Consider the following 14797-nt stretch of genomic DNA (forward strand, 5'->3'; position numbering starts at 1 on the left):
CACGCATTTTCCTTGGTGCCCATTTCACGCCGAAAGGTCTGGGCCGAACGTGTAGTGCTTCGTGCGGAACCGTTCCGGTGCTGCCAGTGTCGATCACGGTTCTGACAACCGAGCTAGGGAGGAATCCGGTGAAGCTCGTCCGCCTGGTCAAGAAAGCGCTTCCCAAGAAAAGCCTGAAGGCCTACGCCTGGTACGGCTGGATCTGATCACCGCGGCCGGTCCCGGTCACCGGGACCGGCCGTTTCTCCCCGAGGAGTGCCGAACGTGGTCATCGCCCCCGCCCACCGCGCGGTCGTCTTCGCGCCCCGCCTGGAACGACTGCTGCGCGACCACCGCGAGAGCGGGCTCTTCCGGCTCGAACCGGACACCGTCGGGATCGCCGATCCGGCGCTGATGGACGCCGTCCTGCGCGCCCGCCCGGCCGGCGCGGAGGAGCGGCCGACGTTCAAGCCGGTGCTGGACCGCGAGGTGACCCGCGCCGAGTCCGCGAGCCTCATGCAGGCCCTGGGCGCGGACGTGCGAGCCGCGCTGAAGCGGCCCGCCGACCGCCCCGACCTCACGGGCGCGTGGCCGGCCGTGCCCCACGCCCACCTGCGCCGGTTCGTCTTCGGCCCGGAGCTCCGGCGGTTCCGCGTGCTCGTCGACCGCCGCCTGGAACTGACGCCGAAGCTGACGTGGTCGGCCGTCACCGCCGGCGCCGCGCTGGTCCGCCCACCCGCTCCCGGCGTGCCGCTTTCGACCCTCGCACGGCAGGTCGTGGCCGCCGAGACCCTGGCCGAGCGGCGCTTCCGGATGTACCTCTACCGCCGGGTCGCCGGGCCGATCTGCTTCACCGTCGCCGCGCTGGTGACCAACGCGGTCTGGCTGGGCGCGCCGTTCGACGACGACGTCCCCAACGAGTACGTCATCAACGAGACTCTGCGGCTCCTGCCGCCGTCGTGGAACATCCTGCGCGTCCGCTCGCCGGAGTTCACCGAGGTGGACGCCCGCATCACCCCGGGCGACGACGTCCTGCTGCTGCCGCTGCTGAGCCACCGCTCCCCGAAGCTCTGGGAGGCGCCGGACGAGTTCCGGCCGCGGCGCTGGGCGGACCTCGACGCCGACCGCCACCCGGGCTACCTGCCGTTCGGGCACGTCACCGAGCGCTGCTGGGGCCGGCACCTGGTGCTGCCGCTGGCGAGCCGGCTGCTCGACGTCGTCCGCGCCGAGGGCCTGGTGCCCGATCCGCGGCGCACTCGCGCGCACGTCGAGCTCGACGGCCTGCTGGAGCTGGCCGACGTGAAGGTCGTCAGCCCACGTCGCAGCGGGCGCCGTTGAGGGTGAACCCCGTGGGCGCCGGGTTGCCGTGGTCGAAGGCGCCGTTGAAGCCGGTGCCGACGGTCGCGCCCGGTGCGAGGGTGGCGTTGTAGGACTCGGGGGTCACCGTGACGCGGCTGCCGCTTTGGCCGTACTTGCCGTCCCAGCCGTGAGTGACCCGCTGGCCGGCGGTGAACGTCCAGGACAGCGTCCACGGCGAGAGCGTCGCGCTGCCCTTGTTGGTGATGGCGACGCCGGCGGTGAAGCCGTCGTTCCACTGGTCCGTCACGGAAAAGCGCACGACGCACGGCGCGGCTTCGACCGGCGGCGGCGCCTGGGTGCGGGGTGGGGGAGCCTCGGTCTGCCGCAGCACGGTCGGGATCGGCGTCGGACTCGGCGTCGGACTCGGTCTCGCCGGGGCCGGCGTCGTCGGCCGTGGAGTCGTCGCGGGCGCGAGCGAGTCCGGGGCGAGCGCCGCCTGCCGGCCCGGGGAGCTTTCGGACGCGACCGCGATGACCACGAGGCTGCCGAGCACCACGACGGCGCCGCCGACCGCGGAAACCCACCGGATCCGCCGGCCGGCCCGCTGCTGCGCCGCGGCCGCTTCCCGGGCGCGTTGCTCGAGGCGTTCGCGGTAGCCGTCGCCGGTGTCCTCGTCGCGGGCGGGCGTGGTCTCGGGCGGCCCGCCGAGCGAGCGCGGCGTCGCCCCGGTCTCGCGGAGCAGCTCGGCGACCGAGATCTCGTCGTCCTGCCGCCGACCGGCACGCGCCATCCGGATCCTCCAGTTCTGCGGCCCGACCGGCGAATCCTAGAAACCCCGGCGGGTCTTGTAAACCGCGTGCACGCGGCGTGCACCCGCCGTGCATCTCGCCGCGCTTACCTGGAGCGGTGGCCGGAACGCCCGGCCCGATCCCAGGAGGTTCCCGATGTCCGAGCAGAAGATCATCGCCGTCGTGGGCGCGACCGGCCAGCAGGGTGGCGGGGTGGCCCGCGCGATCCTCGACGACCCGGAGCGGCGGTTCGCCCTGCGTGCGCTCACGCGCAACCCGGATTCGCCGGCCGCGAAGGCACTGGCCGCGCGGGGCGCCGAAGTCGTCGCCGCGGACCTCGACGACGAAGCGAGCCTCACGAAAGCCTTCGAAGGCGCGTACGGCGCCTACCTGGTCACCGCGTTCTGGGAGTACAACTCCGTCGAGCGTGAGCAGCAGCAGGCCCGCGCGATGGCGGCGGCCGCGAAGGCCGCGGGGCTGCGGCACGTGATCTGGTCGACCCTGCCGGACACGCGCCTGCACCTGCGCGACGACCGCGTGCCGACGCTCCACGAGCGGTACAAGGTCCCGCACTTCGACAGCAAGGCCGAGGCCGAGAAGTACTTCGTCGAGGCGAGCGTGCCGACGACGTTCCTCTCGACGACGTTCTACTTCGAGGCCTTCGTCGACTTCTTCCGCCCGGTCCGCGACGACGACGGCGTCCTCGCGCTGCACCTGCCGATGGCCGACCGCCGGCTGCCGGGCATCGCCGCGGAGGACATCGGCCGGACGGCGTTCGGCGTCTTGGTGAAGGGCCCGTCGCTGGCGGGGCAGACGATCAGCATCTCGGGCGAGAACCTGACCGGCGAGGAGTACGCGGCGGCGTTCGCCAAGGAGCTCGGCACCGACGTCGCCTACCGGCCGATGAGCGTCGAGGCGCTGCGGGCGGCGGGCTTCCCGAGCGCCGACGACCTCTCGAACATGTTCTTCTACTACACCGAGCACGAAGACGCGTTCGCCGGCGCGCGCGACCCGGAGGCGGTGCGGGAGCTGAACCCGCGGCTGCAGGACTTCGCCACCTGGCTCGCCGGGCACCGGGAGGCCTTCCAGGGGCTGTGACGGAATACCGCTCCGCGGCGGCCGGTTGCGCTCTGCGTGACCGAAGCGATGCGGTTCGAAGTCCTGGGCCCGGTCCGGGCGTGGCGCGGCGACGCCGAGGTCGAGCTGGGCCCGCCCCAGCAGCGGGCGGCGCTGGCGGTGCTGCTCCTGCAGGAGGGCACGCCGCTGTCGCCGTCCCAGCTGGTCTCGGCGTTGTGGGGCGGCGCCGAGCCGCGGGCGGCGATCGGCATGGTGCGCTCGTACGTATCGCGTCTGCGGCACGCGGGCGTGCCGATCGAGTCCGCCGGCGGCGGCTACGCGATCCGGCCGGCCGCCCTGGACGTCACGGAGTTCGAGCGCCTGCTGTCTTCGTCCGACCCCGAGTCCTTGCGCGCGGCGCTGCTTTTATGGCACGGCACGCCGTTGGCCGGGATGAACGGCGACTACGCGGAGGCCGCACGCGTCCGCCTGTCCGAGCTGCACCTGACAGCCCTCGAAGACCTGGCGGCGGCCGACATCGAGGCCGGTCGGCACGTCGAAGCGGTGGCGGCTCTGTCCGGCTTGATCGCGGAGCAGCCGTTGCGCGAGCGGCCCCGCGAGCTGCAGATGCTGGCGCTGTACCGCTCGGGCCGTCAGGCCGAGGCCCTGGACGTCTACGCCCGGATGCAGCGCCTCCTCGAGTCCGAACTGGGCCTGTACCCGGGCCCCGAACTGCAGGAGATGCAGCGCCGCATCCTCGCGGCGGACCCGTCGCTGGCGCCGATGTCCCGCCCGTCGCAGCTACCCCCGGACCTCCCGGAGTTCGTCGGCCGCGTGCCGGAGATCGCGGCGCTCTCCGAAGCGCTGACCAGGGCGTCGGTAGTCGGTATCGAGGGCCTGGCGGCCATCGGCAAGACGACCTTGGCGGTCCACCTGGGCCACGCCCTGACCCCGAGTTTTCCGGACGGCCGCCTGTTCCTGGACATGTCCACGTCAGCGGACCCCTTGTCGGAGCTGTTGCGCGGCATCGGTGTGCCGGACTCCCCGCCTTCGTTGAGCGAACGCGCGGCCCTGTGGCGAACCCGAACGACCGGCCGCCGGCTGCTGGTGATCCTGGACAACGCCCGCCCCACGGACGACCTCCGTTCCCTGCTCCCGGGAGCCGGAGGCCCGGCGGTGATGATCACGTCCCGCCGCCGCCGGTACGACCTGGCCCACGCCCACTGGACCAAGTTGGGCGGCCTGGACCTCCCGGACTCGGTGGCGCTGCTCACTGGACTTTTGGGCCCGGAGCGAGTGAACCGCGAGCTGCCGGAGGCGCGAACGCTGCTGTCCCACACAGCGGGCTTGCCCCAGGTGATCCAGGCAATAGGCGCGCGCCTGGCGGCCCGCCCGGCCTGGACGCTGGCCGAGGCACTGGAGCGAGTGGGCCGCCCGGCCCCGGGCGCACCGGCAACACCCCCGGAGTGCCAGGCGATCGAGAAGCCGTACGAGTCGGCGCTGGCGGAGCTGTCCCCCTGGCAGGCCCGGGCATTCTCGAGGTTGTCAGCGTTCCCGACGTTCTCGGCAGAGACGGCGTCCGAGGTCCTGGAGCTGGGCCTGGCAGACACGACAACCCTGCTGGAGTCCCTGGTGGACGCGCACTTACTGGACCCGGCCGGCCCGTCCCGCTACAGCTATCAGGAGCCGCTCCGCATGTTCGCCCGGAGCCGTGGCGCTGAATCGATGCAGCAGATCCAAAACTCGCCGATGATGCCAGAGCCTGCTTCCGGCCGGATCCAGACCCCCCTGAACAAGCCCACCGGGCGGCCGTATACTCTTTCTTCAGCAGGTCCGAGTGGCGGAATGGCAGACGCGCTAGCTTGAGGTGCTAGTGCCCTTAACGGGCGTGGGGGTTCAAGTCCCCCCTCGGACACACGCACTATCTACACCCGGGCTGGTCGTCGCATAGACGGCCAGCTCTTTTGGTTCGTAGCGTAGCTCCAGGTTCAGGGCCCGATACAGGCGGCTCAGGCCGGCCGTGGTTCCATCGGCCAGCGTTCCACAGACGTCGCCGAGCTGATCAATCCTCGCGTAGACCTCAGCTGTTGACACGCTCGTGCCTGCCGGAAGACTCTCGATCTGTGCTTTCGCGGTGGCTCGTTCGGCCTGTGCCTGGTTGATCGGGTCGACGAGTGCTTCGGGCTCCACTCCGGCCGCGATGGCGGCCTGATACCGCTGAAGCCTTGCCTCCGCGTCCGCCAGCCTGTTTCTCACCGCGTCCAACGCGCCACCGCCGGCCTGATTGCCGTCCGACCCGAGTAGCGCGGCCGCCGTCCGGTCGCGGTTGTCCGGGTGGAACAGCTCGTGAAGCCATCCGCTGAGCGCCTCGACGACCACGCCTTCGCGCAAGTTGACCGTCTTCGGATGATTCGCCAGCGCCAGTGAGCCGGGCGCCATGGTCCTCGACGTGCAGCGGTAGTAGGCACCCTTCCTGATCGTCGCGCCTTGCATCTTCCGGCCGCAGATTCCACATCGGACCAGTCCGCGCAGGAGGTAGGACCGCGCGGTCTTCCGGGCGCCTCGCTCGGCCTTGCGTGCCGTCTTCAACCCACCCGCCGACTTCGACCGCCGCAGTAGTTGAGCTTGCGTGAACGTCTCCACGGAGACGATCGCCGGATGCGCCTGCTCGCGTGACCGCACAATCCGGTCCGGCGCCGCGCGCTTGAATCGCACCACGTGGCCCGCGGCGACGTCTTCCGGGTCAAGCAACGTCTCGTGCTTCGTCCAGCGCCCGAAGATGGCGTAGCCGGTGTATCGCGGGTTATCGAGGATCGCTCGTACTGAGCTTCCTTGCCAGCCGTCGGCAAGCCGGTGCCGATTCTGGTCCGGCCGATGCGCGGAGGGACAAGGAATGCCGTCGCGGTTGAGCAGGTTGGCGATCGCTCGATCGCCGTTGCCGTCGAGGTATTCGGCGAAGATTCGTTGCACGACGTCCGCCGTCGACTCATCGATCGCCAGCACCCGCAGCTTGAACCCCTCAGCAGCCTTCCGCGGGTTCGGATGCGGACCGCTGTCGACGACGACGTACCCGTACGGCGCCCGGCCGCCCTGGTGTCGTCCTTCGTTGATCACCTGGGCATCCATCGCGGCGCGGACGCGAGCCTGAACGTGCTGGCGTTCGGACTCGCTCATTCCGCCGAGCACGCTCATGAGCATCTTGTGGGACGGGTTACGCGGGTCGTACTTCCCGCCCAGTTCCGGCACCCACAGGTCAACCCCGTAGGCAGCGAACTTCGGCGCGATGAGCGAGAACTGGTTACCGAACCAACACCGCGTCCCCTCGCCGACGACGATCCCATCCCATCCGCGGCGCGGATTCTTCAACTCGGCGAGCAGCCGTGCGCCCTCGGTTCGTCGTTCCCACGGGACAGACCGTGACTGCCCGACGTCGAAGAACTCCGCCACGATCTGCCCGCCGAGCGGCTCGACGAACTTGCGAGCGTTCCCGAACTGCCAGCCGCGCGAGGTCTCCGGGTCTTGGTTGTCCTCGGTCGAGCACCGGCCGTAGCCCGCCAGGTTTCCGATTCCGTCGTCTGTCACGTCGGCGACCTCAAGGCCCAGGATGTCATCCAGTGTTGCCCACGGATCGCTGATGATTTCAGCTGCCACGGTTCACCTCCTCCGCCGGAACGTCGAGCACCGGCACCTCAGTAACCTCGATCAGAACGGCCAGCAGTGCACGCGCGACTGCAGGCGTCAGCTCAGGCAATCCCGCAGGTAGGATAACCCGGATCTGCGGCTCTTCGGAACGAGCGGCGCTCATGGTCGGCCGTCCTCGTCTGCGATGCTGGCGCCAGCGGCCGCCCGGCTGATCGCGCTTCTGATTTCAGCCGTTCGGTACCCGCGGACCTGCCGCGTCTCGCCGTCCTCGCCGATCACGCGGTCGCGCGTCGGCCGGCACCCCACCTCGGCCATCTGCTGCGCGAACGTCCGGGAGTCGATTTCCAGAACGTCCAGCAACTCGGCTGTCGCCACGAAGTCCCTACCGTCCGGTCCGAGATCGTCTCCCAAGCACTCGACGAGCGACGCGAGTACGTCGGGCAGTTCACCAGGCGACTCAGCCGCGTGACCTGCACTAATTGCCCTGACCGCGGCCGCGTGGTCAAGCACCGGCATGGTGTCCTGCCCGGCTGCGTGCCCGGTGAGCGTCCTGGCCGCCTCGCGCATCGTCCGGCCCTGCTCGCAGATGGTCCGCCAGTCCTCGTTTGGCATGTAGTAGGTCCGAACCGTCATGGCCAGCACGTCGGCGCCGGCTGACGTGTCGCCGTCCGGCCGAAGGATGCCGACGCCTTTGTGGGAGGGCAGCAGTCGGCTGGAGTCGAACCCGCGCGTGTTCATCTGCTCGCCGAGCACGATGTTCGAGTCGCGCCAGTCCATCACCCGCAGGGCGAACCGCGACCCGAGCACCGCCCGCAGCCCCGACGGGATCGTCTTCGAGTCCGGCCGCTGTGTGGCGAGCACCAGGACGATCCCAGCGGCCGGCCCCTTCTTCGCCAGCCACGTCAGCAGCTCGCCGATGTACTCGCCCGCCGTGAGCTTCTTGCCTTGCACGTCGACGGGGGTGCGATCCTCCAGCGGAACCTGAACCTCATCGATGAAAATGGCCGTGATCGGCATGTTCAGCGCCTTATCGCGGGACATCTCCGGTGTGACCTTCGATTCCGGACACGTGAGGTCGTCCCGGTCGCGCATCCGCCGGAACCGCGTCTGGACCTCGCCGACCAGCTCAATCAGCCAGTCCACAAGCGCCAGAACGTGTTCGGGTTCGTCGCCGGACATGAACCGATGCGCCACCAATCCGGCCGCGTCCCAGTCCTTCCCGGCCTTGAAGTCCGCCACGTACAGCCGCACCCACGCGTCCAAGATGAGTCCAGCCGCCGCGAGCCGCGCGGCGAACGTCTTACCCTGCCGTGGAATCGCACCCACCAGCAGCGACGTCCACACCAGCGGAAGGTCGATCCGCCGGTCTCGGGCGTCGCGTCCGAACGGGATCGGCCGCCACGCGTCCCACTGCGTCACGCCGAGCAGCGGCGTCCGCAACGGCGGCGAGCTGTACGGGTCTTCGTCGGCGACCCACATCGATACGCGCCCGGCGTGGCCGCCATTGCCCCGGACACGCTCCACGATGAGCTGTACCTCATCAACCGCGAGAGCCGACGCGAGCGCGTCCCGGTTCTTCACCACGTCAGCCGCCTTGCGGGTGGCAGGGAGATCGACGGTGACCGCCCAACCGTCGCCGACGCGCGTTGCACGCTCGACGAGCCGCAACGTCTCGTCCTTGCCGATCAGCTTCGCGTCGCGGAACGCGTCCACCAGGACTTGCGGGTCCATCGTCCAGGTCAACGTCCGCGGCCCGGCGAGCGCTCGCTTGCGGCCAGGACTGCCGTCCTTCCTTCGCCCGAAGATCGCGAGTGCGACTGCGGCGCCGGCGCTGCCGATCCACAAAGGATCGGCTCCGTACACGAGATCGACGATGGCGACCGCCACGGCCGTCACGACCACGACTGCACCTGTGACCTTCCACCGGAACAATGTCAGCGCCCGAATCTCGGTGAACTTGTCGGCAAGCTTCTCCGACTCCTCGGCCGCCGTCCGGTAGTCCCGGACGGTCACCCAACCGCGCCACCACCGCGCGCCGACCACGACACCGCGCACCACGGCACCGAGGAACCTCAACGGCGACAGCACCAGCCAAACCACGGCATCCTTGAGCGCTTGCCTCGCCTGAGCCTTGCTCTTGAGCCACAACGGGACTCGCGGCGAATGCAGCCACCACCACACGAAGCGATTCCTCTTCGCTGCGCGCGGACGCGGCTGCGGCAACGTGTCGTCGACCAGTTCGCCGTCGAGCACGGGATCGGCTTTGACCGGCAACGAGTCAGTCATGGCCCACCTCCGCCCGCAGAGCCCGCGCCAGCCGGGGCGACAGGCCACGCGAGCACCCGGTTGCCCGCCGCACCCACGCCGGCGTGATCTCGACGTCCGGTGTCCAGATCTCCCGAGCAATGGCGAGGTAGTCGGCGAACAGCACACGCCCGCCGGTCTCCTGCTGAACGGGACGCCGCTCGGCAGCAACCAGTACGGCATCGGTCAGCTTGTCCCGCAGGTCGGTGATCGCCTCGACGGCGACGAACACGACGAGCGGCGGCACCGAGTGCAGCACGATCGAGGCAGCTTCTCCGGCCGCGAACGACGTCCAGGTGTTCATGACGTACGTAGCCGCGAGCGTGAACCACTTCGCCCGCCGCACCCACGCGCCCGTCTTGACCTGGTACCGCGCGGTCACTTGCTCAGCTCGCAGGATCGCAAGCAGGACGAGCGAGACGGTCGGGTCCAGCACCCATGCAGCCAGCCACGGCAACGACCCCGGCCGTGTGCCGGACGACGCGAAGCCCTGGACGTTGGTCATCGTGAAAGCCAGCCCGAGCACAATCCCGGACCAGCACATCCAATCGACCTGCCGTCGAACGCGCTCGATCCGCAGCGCGACGACGTCCGGATCGGTCTGGTAAGCGCGCACTTCCGCGGCTTCGGCCGCGTCCTGCGCGAGCCGTTGCGCCCGGTTCATCGCCGACCACCCCGCTTCGAGGTGTCGACCGTGGTCACGGTCATGGCGCGGGTCAGCGCGTAGGACGCGAACAGCGCGGGCAGCCCGAGCACGGCGAACAGAAGCCACGGGCTACCCGGGTGAGCGATCACCACCCACTGGACGGCGACGATCAGCCCGGCGTTGAACAGCACCCGTCCGGCCAGCGACACGAGCCGCGCTCCAGACCGGGCAGCTTCCGCTGCGGCCTTCGCCCGGCGGGAACCCGCCCGCCAGACCCAGAACAGCACAAGCAGCACGCCGACACCGGCGAGAATCTGCGTGGGCGTCACGGTGAGTCCGTTCATCGCGAACCCCGATCGGTCCGCTCGCCACGACGCAGCCAGAGCGGGTACAACGCGCGCCGATCGTCGTCGGTCATCCCGCCCCAGACACCGACCGTGTCGACGCCGGCCGTCCGCAACTCCAGCTCCAGGCATTCGTCCCGTACAGGGCACCCGCCGCACAGCCGATCGGCCAGCTCGCCGTCGCTGTCAGCGTCAGGTGGCCCGTCTTCCGGCGGGGGCCACATACAGACTCCTTCGCTGGTCACGACGTCGGTCAGGACTTGGGTCGGCACCCAGCGCAGCCGGTCCAGCCGCCAGGCGATCCCGATCAACTGCAGGTCGTCGGCGCTCATGCGGCACCTCCGGCCTGACGCGACCCGAGCAGACGGGCCAGCTCGGTCGACGACACACGGAGCCCGGAACGGCACCGGGTGGCGCGCAGCTCGCGCGTCCGGATGGCCTGGCTCACCGCAGCGCGGGAGACGCCGAGCAGCCAGGCCGCTTCTCGAATGGTGTGAAAGGTGATGTGCGAGTTCATGAGAAAGACCAATCTGATGATTTCAAGATTATGTTGTTGATTTCAGCTCTTCGAAGGGCGCGTTTGTCCGACGCGCCGCCGACGAAGTGCTAAGCGACGTGGTGAAGGCTTGAAGAACCGCTAATCTCGGCGCTGAGGCGGAGCGCGGAGGAATACGTGACGGAGGACTGGGCGGCAGTCGCCAAGGCCATCAACATGCGCGTGAACGAACTCGGCTGGCGACAACGCGAGCTGGCCGAGCGTTCGCACGTGTCGCAGGCGATCGTGCGCGAGCTCCAGCACCACACGGTGGAGCGCCGCAGGAGCGCGCGCACGCTCGAAGCGCTGTCGACGACCCTGGGCTGGCACCCGCAGCATCTGCTGGCCGTGCTGCAAAACCGCACCCCGCCCCACCCGGATGAGCCGGCCGACGACGGCCACGAGCTGTGGTCCCGACTGGACGCACTGGAACAGCGCCTGGCCGAGATCACCGATCGGCTGGAGGACGTCCAAACGAGCCTCGCGACCGTGGTCGAGCACGTGAAGCCGAAGCGTTAGCGACGGGCGATTCGGGCTGGTGAACCAGGTGATTTCCATACCTAGAATTCAAGGCCGAAACGACGTCCGATCCCATGCACAACCAGTGCAGGAGCAGTGCGCAACCACTGCATATCCGCTGCACAAGAGCGCTCTGGGGCTGCAATGAGCGGGGTAGGCGGTTGGACCGGACGGTCAGCGTCGGCGCTGCAATCCGCGTTGCGGCTGAGCAATGAGAAATTCGCCGAGAAACTCGGAATCGGCGCGCGCACGGTCGCGTCATGGCATCAGAAGCCGGAACTTCGCCCGCAGTCGGAGATGCAGCAGGTTCTCGATACCGCGTATGAGCGGGCGTCGGACGCCGAGCGTGCGCGCTTCGCCGAGCTGACCGGCGACGGGCCGGCCGTCCACACCAGGCCGGACACAAAGGAAGCCGACCGGCGACTTGCTGCGGACCCCCACATCGGCGCAGCTCTCGAATGGCTCGACCAGCACGCCTACCGAAGCCCCGGCGCTGCACGCCGCGCCGTAGCCGAGCAGGCTGCGCGCGTCGACGCGCAGGAGGCGTACGCCCGGGCCACGCGCCGCGCATGGGTCGACCAGCGCGCCGTGACCGACGCACTCGCCGAGTACTACGGCCGGCACCACGGTGACCACGGCTTGTACGCCGGAAGCTGCGGTGACCAGGCCGTGAACACCAGCATCCTGACCTGCGCTGATTGGCTCGACCTGGCGTGCGAACTACGCCCGCCGCACGACGGGCTCACGATCGCGAGCGCCCGGCCGGACCCGCGAGAAGTGCTCGACGAGCACGCGACGAATGCAGCGGTTAACCGGCTGGCCGAGACGGTGGCCATGAACACGCGGCTCATGAACGCGCCGCTCTACCGACTATTGAGCACGGACATCCATGAACGCCACCTCGGCGGCACGTTCGGCGTGGACCACTTCGTCCACTACGCCCTGACGATAGACCTGCTCGAAGGCGAGCTGCTCGACGCGCTCGCGGCCGGCGACACGACGTCGCTGCCCCTGCGTGATCGCTACCTCCCAGACCTCGGAGCCGTCCTGGACGTCGGCGGCCGACTCTGCGCAGGCGGAGCCCTCGCGTTGACGGCCATCGCGCGGCCGGCCGACCCGTACCGCGGCGAAGCGGACTACGTGCTCTTGGTCCAGGAACGCTCCGGCCACGTACTCAACGCCACGCGCCGGCTCGCCGTCATCCCGAAGGGCTTCCACCAGCCGCTCACCGACGTCCGGCGAGAAACCCAGATCGGCGCCACCCTGCGACGAGAGATGGAAGAGGAGTTGTTCGGCCGGCCAGACGCTGACAACACCGTCGCCGACACGCTGACCGCGGACCCGATGCACCCAACCAGGCTCACGGAGCCGATGCGCTGGCTCCTCGCCGAGCCCGGCCGCCTACGGATGGAGTGCACCGGCTTCGGCCTAAACCTCGTGAGCGGGAACTACGAGTTCGCCAGCCTGATCGTCATCGACGACGAAGAATTCTGGACACGCTACGGCGGAGTGGTCGAAGCGAACTGGGAATCCGCGACTCTTCGTCAGTATTCGACTACTGATGCGGAACTCGTCACCGAGTTGTTGGGTGATGTAGCGTGGAGCAACGAAGGACTGTTCGCCATGACGCAAGGGCTGCGGTGCCTTGCGGAAATCGGTGGAGAGCGCGTGAAACTGCCTGCGATAGAATGGGAGATAGGCCAGTGAGTGACGGTTGGACCGCCGGCAATGCCAACGAGGACGCGGCCGACACGCGCGGCTGGTTGGTCGGTCACTTCATCGACCCGTCGCAGGGCGTCCGCGCATCCAAGGACGTCGAAATCAAGTGGGCCAACCACCCTGCGGGCGATAAGCGTCCTGAGTGGACGTCCGACGACCAGCGAACCACGCTGGTGATGCTGATCTCCGGCGAGTTCCGCGTAGAGGTCACCGGCGGCGGCAAGATTATGACGCGCCAGGGTGACTACGTGATGTGGGGCCCGGGCGTCGACCATTCGTGGGAAGCGTTGGCGGATTCGGTCGTGTTGACCGTTCGTTGGCCTTCAGCAACCTAATTCGACGGCGGGAATCTCCACTCGATCGCCGCCGATCTCCGCGAGGCGACGTAAACCCTGGAGAAACGCGAACAGTCCTTCGTTGCTCCAGTTTTCATCACCGATCAGTTCGGTGATCAAGTCGCCGTCGAGCGTCGAATACTGCTGTAGCCCCGCTGCCTCCCAGTTCGCCTCCACGTCGCCACCGAACCGCGGCCAGAACTCCTCATCCTCGATCACGACCAGGCTGGCGAACTCGTAGTTCCCGCTGACCAGGTTGAGCCCGAACCCGGTGCACTCCATCCGCAGCCGGCCGGGCTGTTCGGTCAGCCACCGCATCGGAGCGGAAAGCCTGGTCGGGTGCATAGGATCAGCGACCCTGAGATCTCCGGCGGATCGGTCGACGTCGGTCCTGCCGAACAGCTCCTCCTCAAGCTCACGGCGCAGGGTGACGCCGATCCGGGCGTCGCCTCGCCGGTCCGCGAGCGGCCCATGGAAGCTTTTCGGGATCACCGACAGACGATTGGCCGTGTTCACAACCTGCGCTGACCTCTTCTGCACCAGCAGCACGAAGTCGGCGCCACCACGGAGCGGGTCCGCTGGCCGCGCGATCGCTGTCAACGCCAGCACGCCACCCGCGCAGAGACGGCCGGGCAGGTCGAGCACCGCGGTCACGTCAGGAAGTTGGCGGTCCCGGAGCGGCATGTGTCCTGGACGCGCGGCGCGACCGCTCGCCAAGTGCTCGATCAACTCGCGTTCCAGCAGGTCAACGCTAAGCGCGTACTCGGCGAACGACGCGATCCCGACCTTCGTCCGCAGTGCCCCGAGCCGCGGGTCGACTTCGATCAGCCGGTACAGGGGAACGTCGGCGATCCGGATGCCGGACGCTGCTGCATCCGCGAGACGCTGCACCGCAGCTCGCTCATCGACCACCGCCGGTGGCCTCACTCTGCCACCCTCGAAGGCGGTGTGCTCGCCCGTGGGCGTGAGCGAGCAGGCGAGATCCAGCCATGTCGGCCGCGTAAGGACGCTGGTGGTCACCTCCACCCGACCGCAGCGCGCGGCGTATGGCCGGTGGTCGCTGGTCGGCGGCGCGTAGTAGCCAGCCAAGGCATCCGCGATGACGCTTCGCGGTGGATGCGGCCGGTTCCGAGTTGAGGCGGCGGCGCGCGCGTGCACCTGTTCACGGGCTCGCCCCAGTGGCCACCCGGCGTGCCGATCCAGCCACGTGAACGCCGCTTCGAACGAGTCGTCCGGGCTGAACTCCTCTGTGGCAGCGCTCGGGCCGATCAGGGTCTGCAGCTCGTCTCGTGAACGACCGAGCACGCTCGCGAGCTTCGGCCAGAGGTAGGGGAGTGGCACGTAGTCGCCCGCCTCCCAGCGAGCAACGGTCGACCGGTCGACGTGCAGCACGTTTCGCCAAGCCCTCTTGAGTGAGGCCGGCGACCTTACGAGCTGAGATCAGCCCATCTCGACGTCGCCCTACGTGCATGACCGACCTCCCAACCTCGCGTGACGGGGTCAATGTAGCAGCAGTAACTGCAGCTCAGAGCTGCTAGTGCGGTGTAGGCGCCGCACAACTGCCGCGCTGCTGCTCTGGTCGTCGAATCTGACAGTCGTTTGACTGATTTCATCAACTCGCGAGGTCGAAG

Annotated in this window: 16 protein-coding genes and 1 tRNA gene; 8 read left to right on the plus strand and 9 right to left on the minus strand. The window is 68.9% G+C overall.

Going from position 1 to position 14797, the window contains the following annotated elements; translation table 11 throughout:
* Nucleotides 1-128: 128 nt before the first annotated feature.
* Together ACZ4TR_RS35810 and ACZ4TR_RS35815 are read left to right on the plus strand one after the other, a co-directional pair.
* Nucleotides 129-206: a tryptorubin family RiPP precursor gene (locus ACZ4TR_RS35810; RefSeq protein WP_225440239.1), complete on the plus strand. Its 78-nt coding sequence runs from the start codon at nt 129-131 to the stop codon at nt 204-206.
* Between the two features lie 58 nt (nt 207-264).
* The gene (locus ACZ4TR_RS35815) at nt 265-1317 is read left to right on the plus strand and encodes a cytochrome P450 (RefSeq protein ID WP_465292382.1); all 1053 of its coding nucleotides are present in this window, start codon (nt 265-267) and stop codon (nt 1315-1317) included.
* Here ACZ4TR_RS35815 and ACZ4TR_RS35820 read toward each other — a convergent pair.
* Nucleotides 1289-2068 (minus strand): cellulose binding domain-containing protein, encoded by a 780-nt coding sequence (locus ACZ4TR_RS35820; protein ID WP_465292384.1) that lies wholly within the window; start codon nt 2066-2068, stop codon nt 1289-1291. The two genes, ACZ4TR_RS35815 and ACZ4TR_RS35820, sit on opposite strands and share 29 nt — an antisense overlap.
* A gap of 154 nt (nt 2069-2222) precedes the next feature.
* Between ACZ4TR_RS35820 and ACZ4TR_RS35825 the strand changes: the two genes are divergently transcribed.
* The 3 genes from ACZ4TR_RS35825 (at nt 2223) to ACZ4TR_RS35835 (ending at nt 5037) form a co-directional block, all read left to right on the plus strand.
* Nucleotides 2223-3164, plus strand: coding sequence for an NmrA/HSCARG family protein (locus ACZ4TR_RS35825; protein ID WP_465292386.1), 942 nt, complete (start codon nt 2223-2225; stop codon nt 3162-3164).
* 36 nt (nt 3165-3200) lie between these two features.
* Nucleotides 3201-4988: an AfsR/SARP family transcriptional regulator gene (locus ACZ4TR_RS35830; protein ID WP_465292388.1), complete on the plus strand. Its 1788-nt coding sequence runs from the start codon at nt 3201-3203 to the stop codon at nt 4986-4988.
* Nucleotides 4954-5037 (plus strand) — tRNA-Leu (locus ACZ4TR_RS35835). Before ACZ4TR_RS35830 ends, ACZ4TR_RS35835 begins: the two co-directional genes overlap by 35 nt.
* On the opposite strand, the gene ACZ4TR_RS35840 is transcribed toward ACZ4TR_RS35835, so the two are convergent.
* Genes ACZ4TR_RS35840 through ACZ4TR_RS35870 form a run of 7 tightly spaced genes read right to left on the minus strand, consistent with a single transcriptional unit; the run spans nt 5019 to nt 10575 of the window.
* Nucleotides 5019-6773: a recombinase family protein gene (locus ACZ4TR_RS35840; RefSeq protein WP_465292390.1), complete on the minus strand. Its 1755-nt coding sequence runs from the start codon at nt 6771-6773 to the stop codon at nt 5019-5021. The two genes, ACZ4TR_RS35835 and ACZ4TR_RS35840, sit on opposite strands and share 19 nt — an antisense overlap.
* Nucleotides 6763-6927 (minus strand): hypothetical protein, encoded by a 165-nt coding sequence (locus ACZ4TR_RS35845; protein WP_465292391.1) that lies wholly within the window; start codon nt 6925-6927, stop codon nt 6763-6765. The genes ACZ4TR_RS35840 and ACZ4TR_RS35845 overlap by 11 nt, the downstream gene beginning before the upstream one ends.
* The gene (locus ACZ4TR_RS35850; protein ID WP_465292393.1) at nt 6924-9050 is read right to left on the minus strand and encodes a cell division protein FtsK; all 2127 of its coding nucleotides are present in this window, start codon (nt 9048-9050) and stop codon (nt 6924-6926) included. The genes ACZ4TR_RS35845 and ACZ4TR_RS35850 overlap by 4 nt, the downstream gene beginning before the upstream one ends.
* Nucleotides 9043-9732 carry a hypothetical protein gene (locus tag ACZ4TR_RS35855; RefSeq protein WP_465292395.1) on the minus strand — a complete coding sequence of 230 codons (690 nt, stop codon included), beginning with the start codon at nt 9730-9732 and terminating at the stop codon, nt 9043-9045. Before ACZ4TR_RS35855 ends, ACZ4TR_RS35850 begins: the two co-directional genes overlap by 8 nt.
* Nucleotides 9729-10058 (minus strand): hypothetical protein, encoded by a 330-nt coding sequence (locus ACZ4TR_RS35860; protein ID WP_465292396.1) that lies wholly within the window; start codon nt 10056-10058, stop codon nt 9729-9731. The genes ACZ4TR_RS35855 and ACZ4TR_RS35860 overlap by 4 nt, the downstream gene beginning before the upstream one ends.
* Nucleotides 10055-10390 (minus strand): WhiB family transcriptional regulator, encoded by a 336-nt coding sequence (locus tag ACZ4TR_RS35865; protein ID WP_465292398.1) that lies wholly within the window; start codon nt 10388-10390, stop codon nt 10055-10057. Before ACZ4TR_RS35865 ends, ACZ4TR_RS35860 begins: the two co-directional genes overlap by 4 nt.
* Nucleotides 10387-10575: an excisionase family DNA-binding protein gene (locus ACZ4TR_RS35870; protein ID WP_465292400.1), complete on the minus strand. Its 189-nt coding sequence runs from the start codon at nt 10573-10575 to the stop codon at nt 10387-10389. Before ACZ4TR_RS35870 ends, ACZ4TR_RS35865 begins: the two co-directional genes overlap by 4 nt.
* 156 nt (nt 10576-10731) lie before the next feature.
* On the opposite strand from ACZ4TR_RS35870, the gene ACZ4TR_RS35875 reads away from it, so the two are divergent.
* The 3 genes from ACZ4TR_RS35875 to ACZ4TR_RS35885 all read left to right on the plus strand — a co-directional run bounded on the left by ACZ4TR_RS35875 (nt 10732) and on the right by ACZ4TR_RS35885 (nt 13166).
* A complete protein-coding gene (locus ACZ4TR_RS35875; RefSeq protein ID WP_020640049.1) occupies nt 10732-11112 on the plus strand; it encodes a helix-turn-helix domain-containing protein in 381 nt (126 codons plus the stop codon).
* Between the two features lie 144 nt (nt 11113-11256).
* Entirely contained in the window at nt 11257-12819 is a 1563-nt protein-coding gene (locus ACZ4TR_RS35880) for a transcriptional regulator (RefSeq protein WP_465292402.1), read from the plus strand.
* Nucleotides 12816-13166, plus strand: coding sequence for a signal peptidase I (locus tag ACZ4TR_RS35885; RefSeq protein ID WP_465292404.1), 351 nt, complete (start codon nt 12816-12818; stop codon nt 13164-13166). Before ACZ4TR_RS35880 ends, ACZ4TR_RS35885 begins: the two co-directional genes overlap by 4 nt.
* Here the strand turns inward: ACZ4TR_RS35885 and ACZ4TR_RS35890 are convergent.
* Nucleotides 13155-14558, minus strand: coding sequence for a transcriptional regulator (locus ACZ4TR_RS35890; RefSeq protein ID WP_465292406.1), 1404 nt, complete (start codon nt 14556-14558; stop codon nt 13155-13157). The two genes, ACZ4TR_RS35885 and ACZ4TR_RS35890, sit on opposite strands and share 12 nt — an antisense overlap.
* Between the last annotated feature and the right edge of the window lie 239 nt (nt 14559-14797).

This window comes from Amycolatopsis sp. NPDC028719, assembly GCF_055565395.1.

What these genes read in the sequence shown, in the direction of transcription:
- ACZ4TR_RS35880 (WP_465292402.1), top strand. Translation starts at nt 11,257, where the DNA reads ATGAGCGGGGTAGGCGGTTGGACCGGACGGTCAGCGTCGGCGCTGCAA.
- ACZ4TR_RS35820 (WP_465292384.1), bottom strand. Translation starts at nt 2,068, where the DNA reads ATGGCGCGTGCCGGTCGGCGGCAGGACGACGAGATCTCGGTCGCCGAG.
- ACZ4TR_RS35870 (WP_465292400.1), bottom strand. Translation starts at nt 10,575, where the DNA reads ATGAACTCGCACATCACCTTTCACACCATTCGAGAAGCGGCCTGGCTG.
- ACZ4TR_RS35845 (WP_465292391.1), bottom strand. Translation starts at nt 6,927, where the DNA reads ATGAGCGCCGCTCGTTCCGAAGAGCCGCAGATCCGGGTTATCCTACCT.
- ACZ4TR_RS35850 (WP_465292393.1), bottom strand. Translation starts at nt 9,050, where the DNA reads ATGACTGACTCGTTGCCGGTCAAAGCCGATCCCGTGCTCGACGGCGAA.
- ACZ4TR_RS35855 (WP_465292395.1), bottom strand. Translation starts at nt 9,732, where the DNA reads ATGAACCGGGCGCAACGGCTCGCGCAGGACGCGGCCGAAGCCGCGGAA.
- ACZ4TR_RS35865 (WP_465292398.1), bottom strand. Translation starts at nt 10,390, where the DNA reads ATGAGCGCCGACGACCTGCAGTTGATCGGGATCGCCTGGCGGCTGGAC.
- ACZ4TR_RS35825 (WP_465292386.1), top strand. Translation starts at nt 2,223, where the DNA reads ATGTCCGAGCAGAAGATCATCGCCGTCGTGGGCGCGACCGGCCAGCAG.
- ACZ4TR_RS35860 (WP_465292396.1), bottom strand. Translation starts at nt 10,058, where the DNA reads ATGAACGGACTCACCGTGACGCCCACGCAGATTCTCGCCGGTGTCGGC.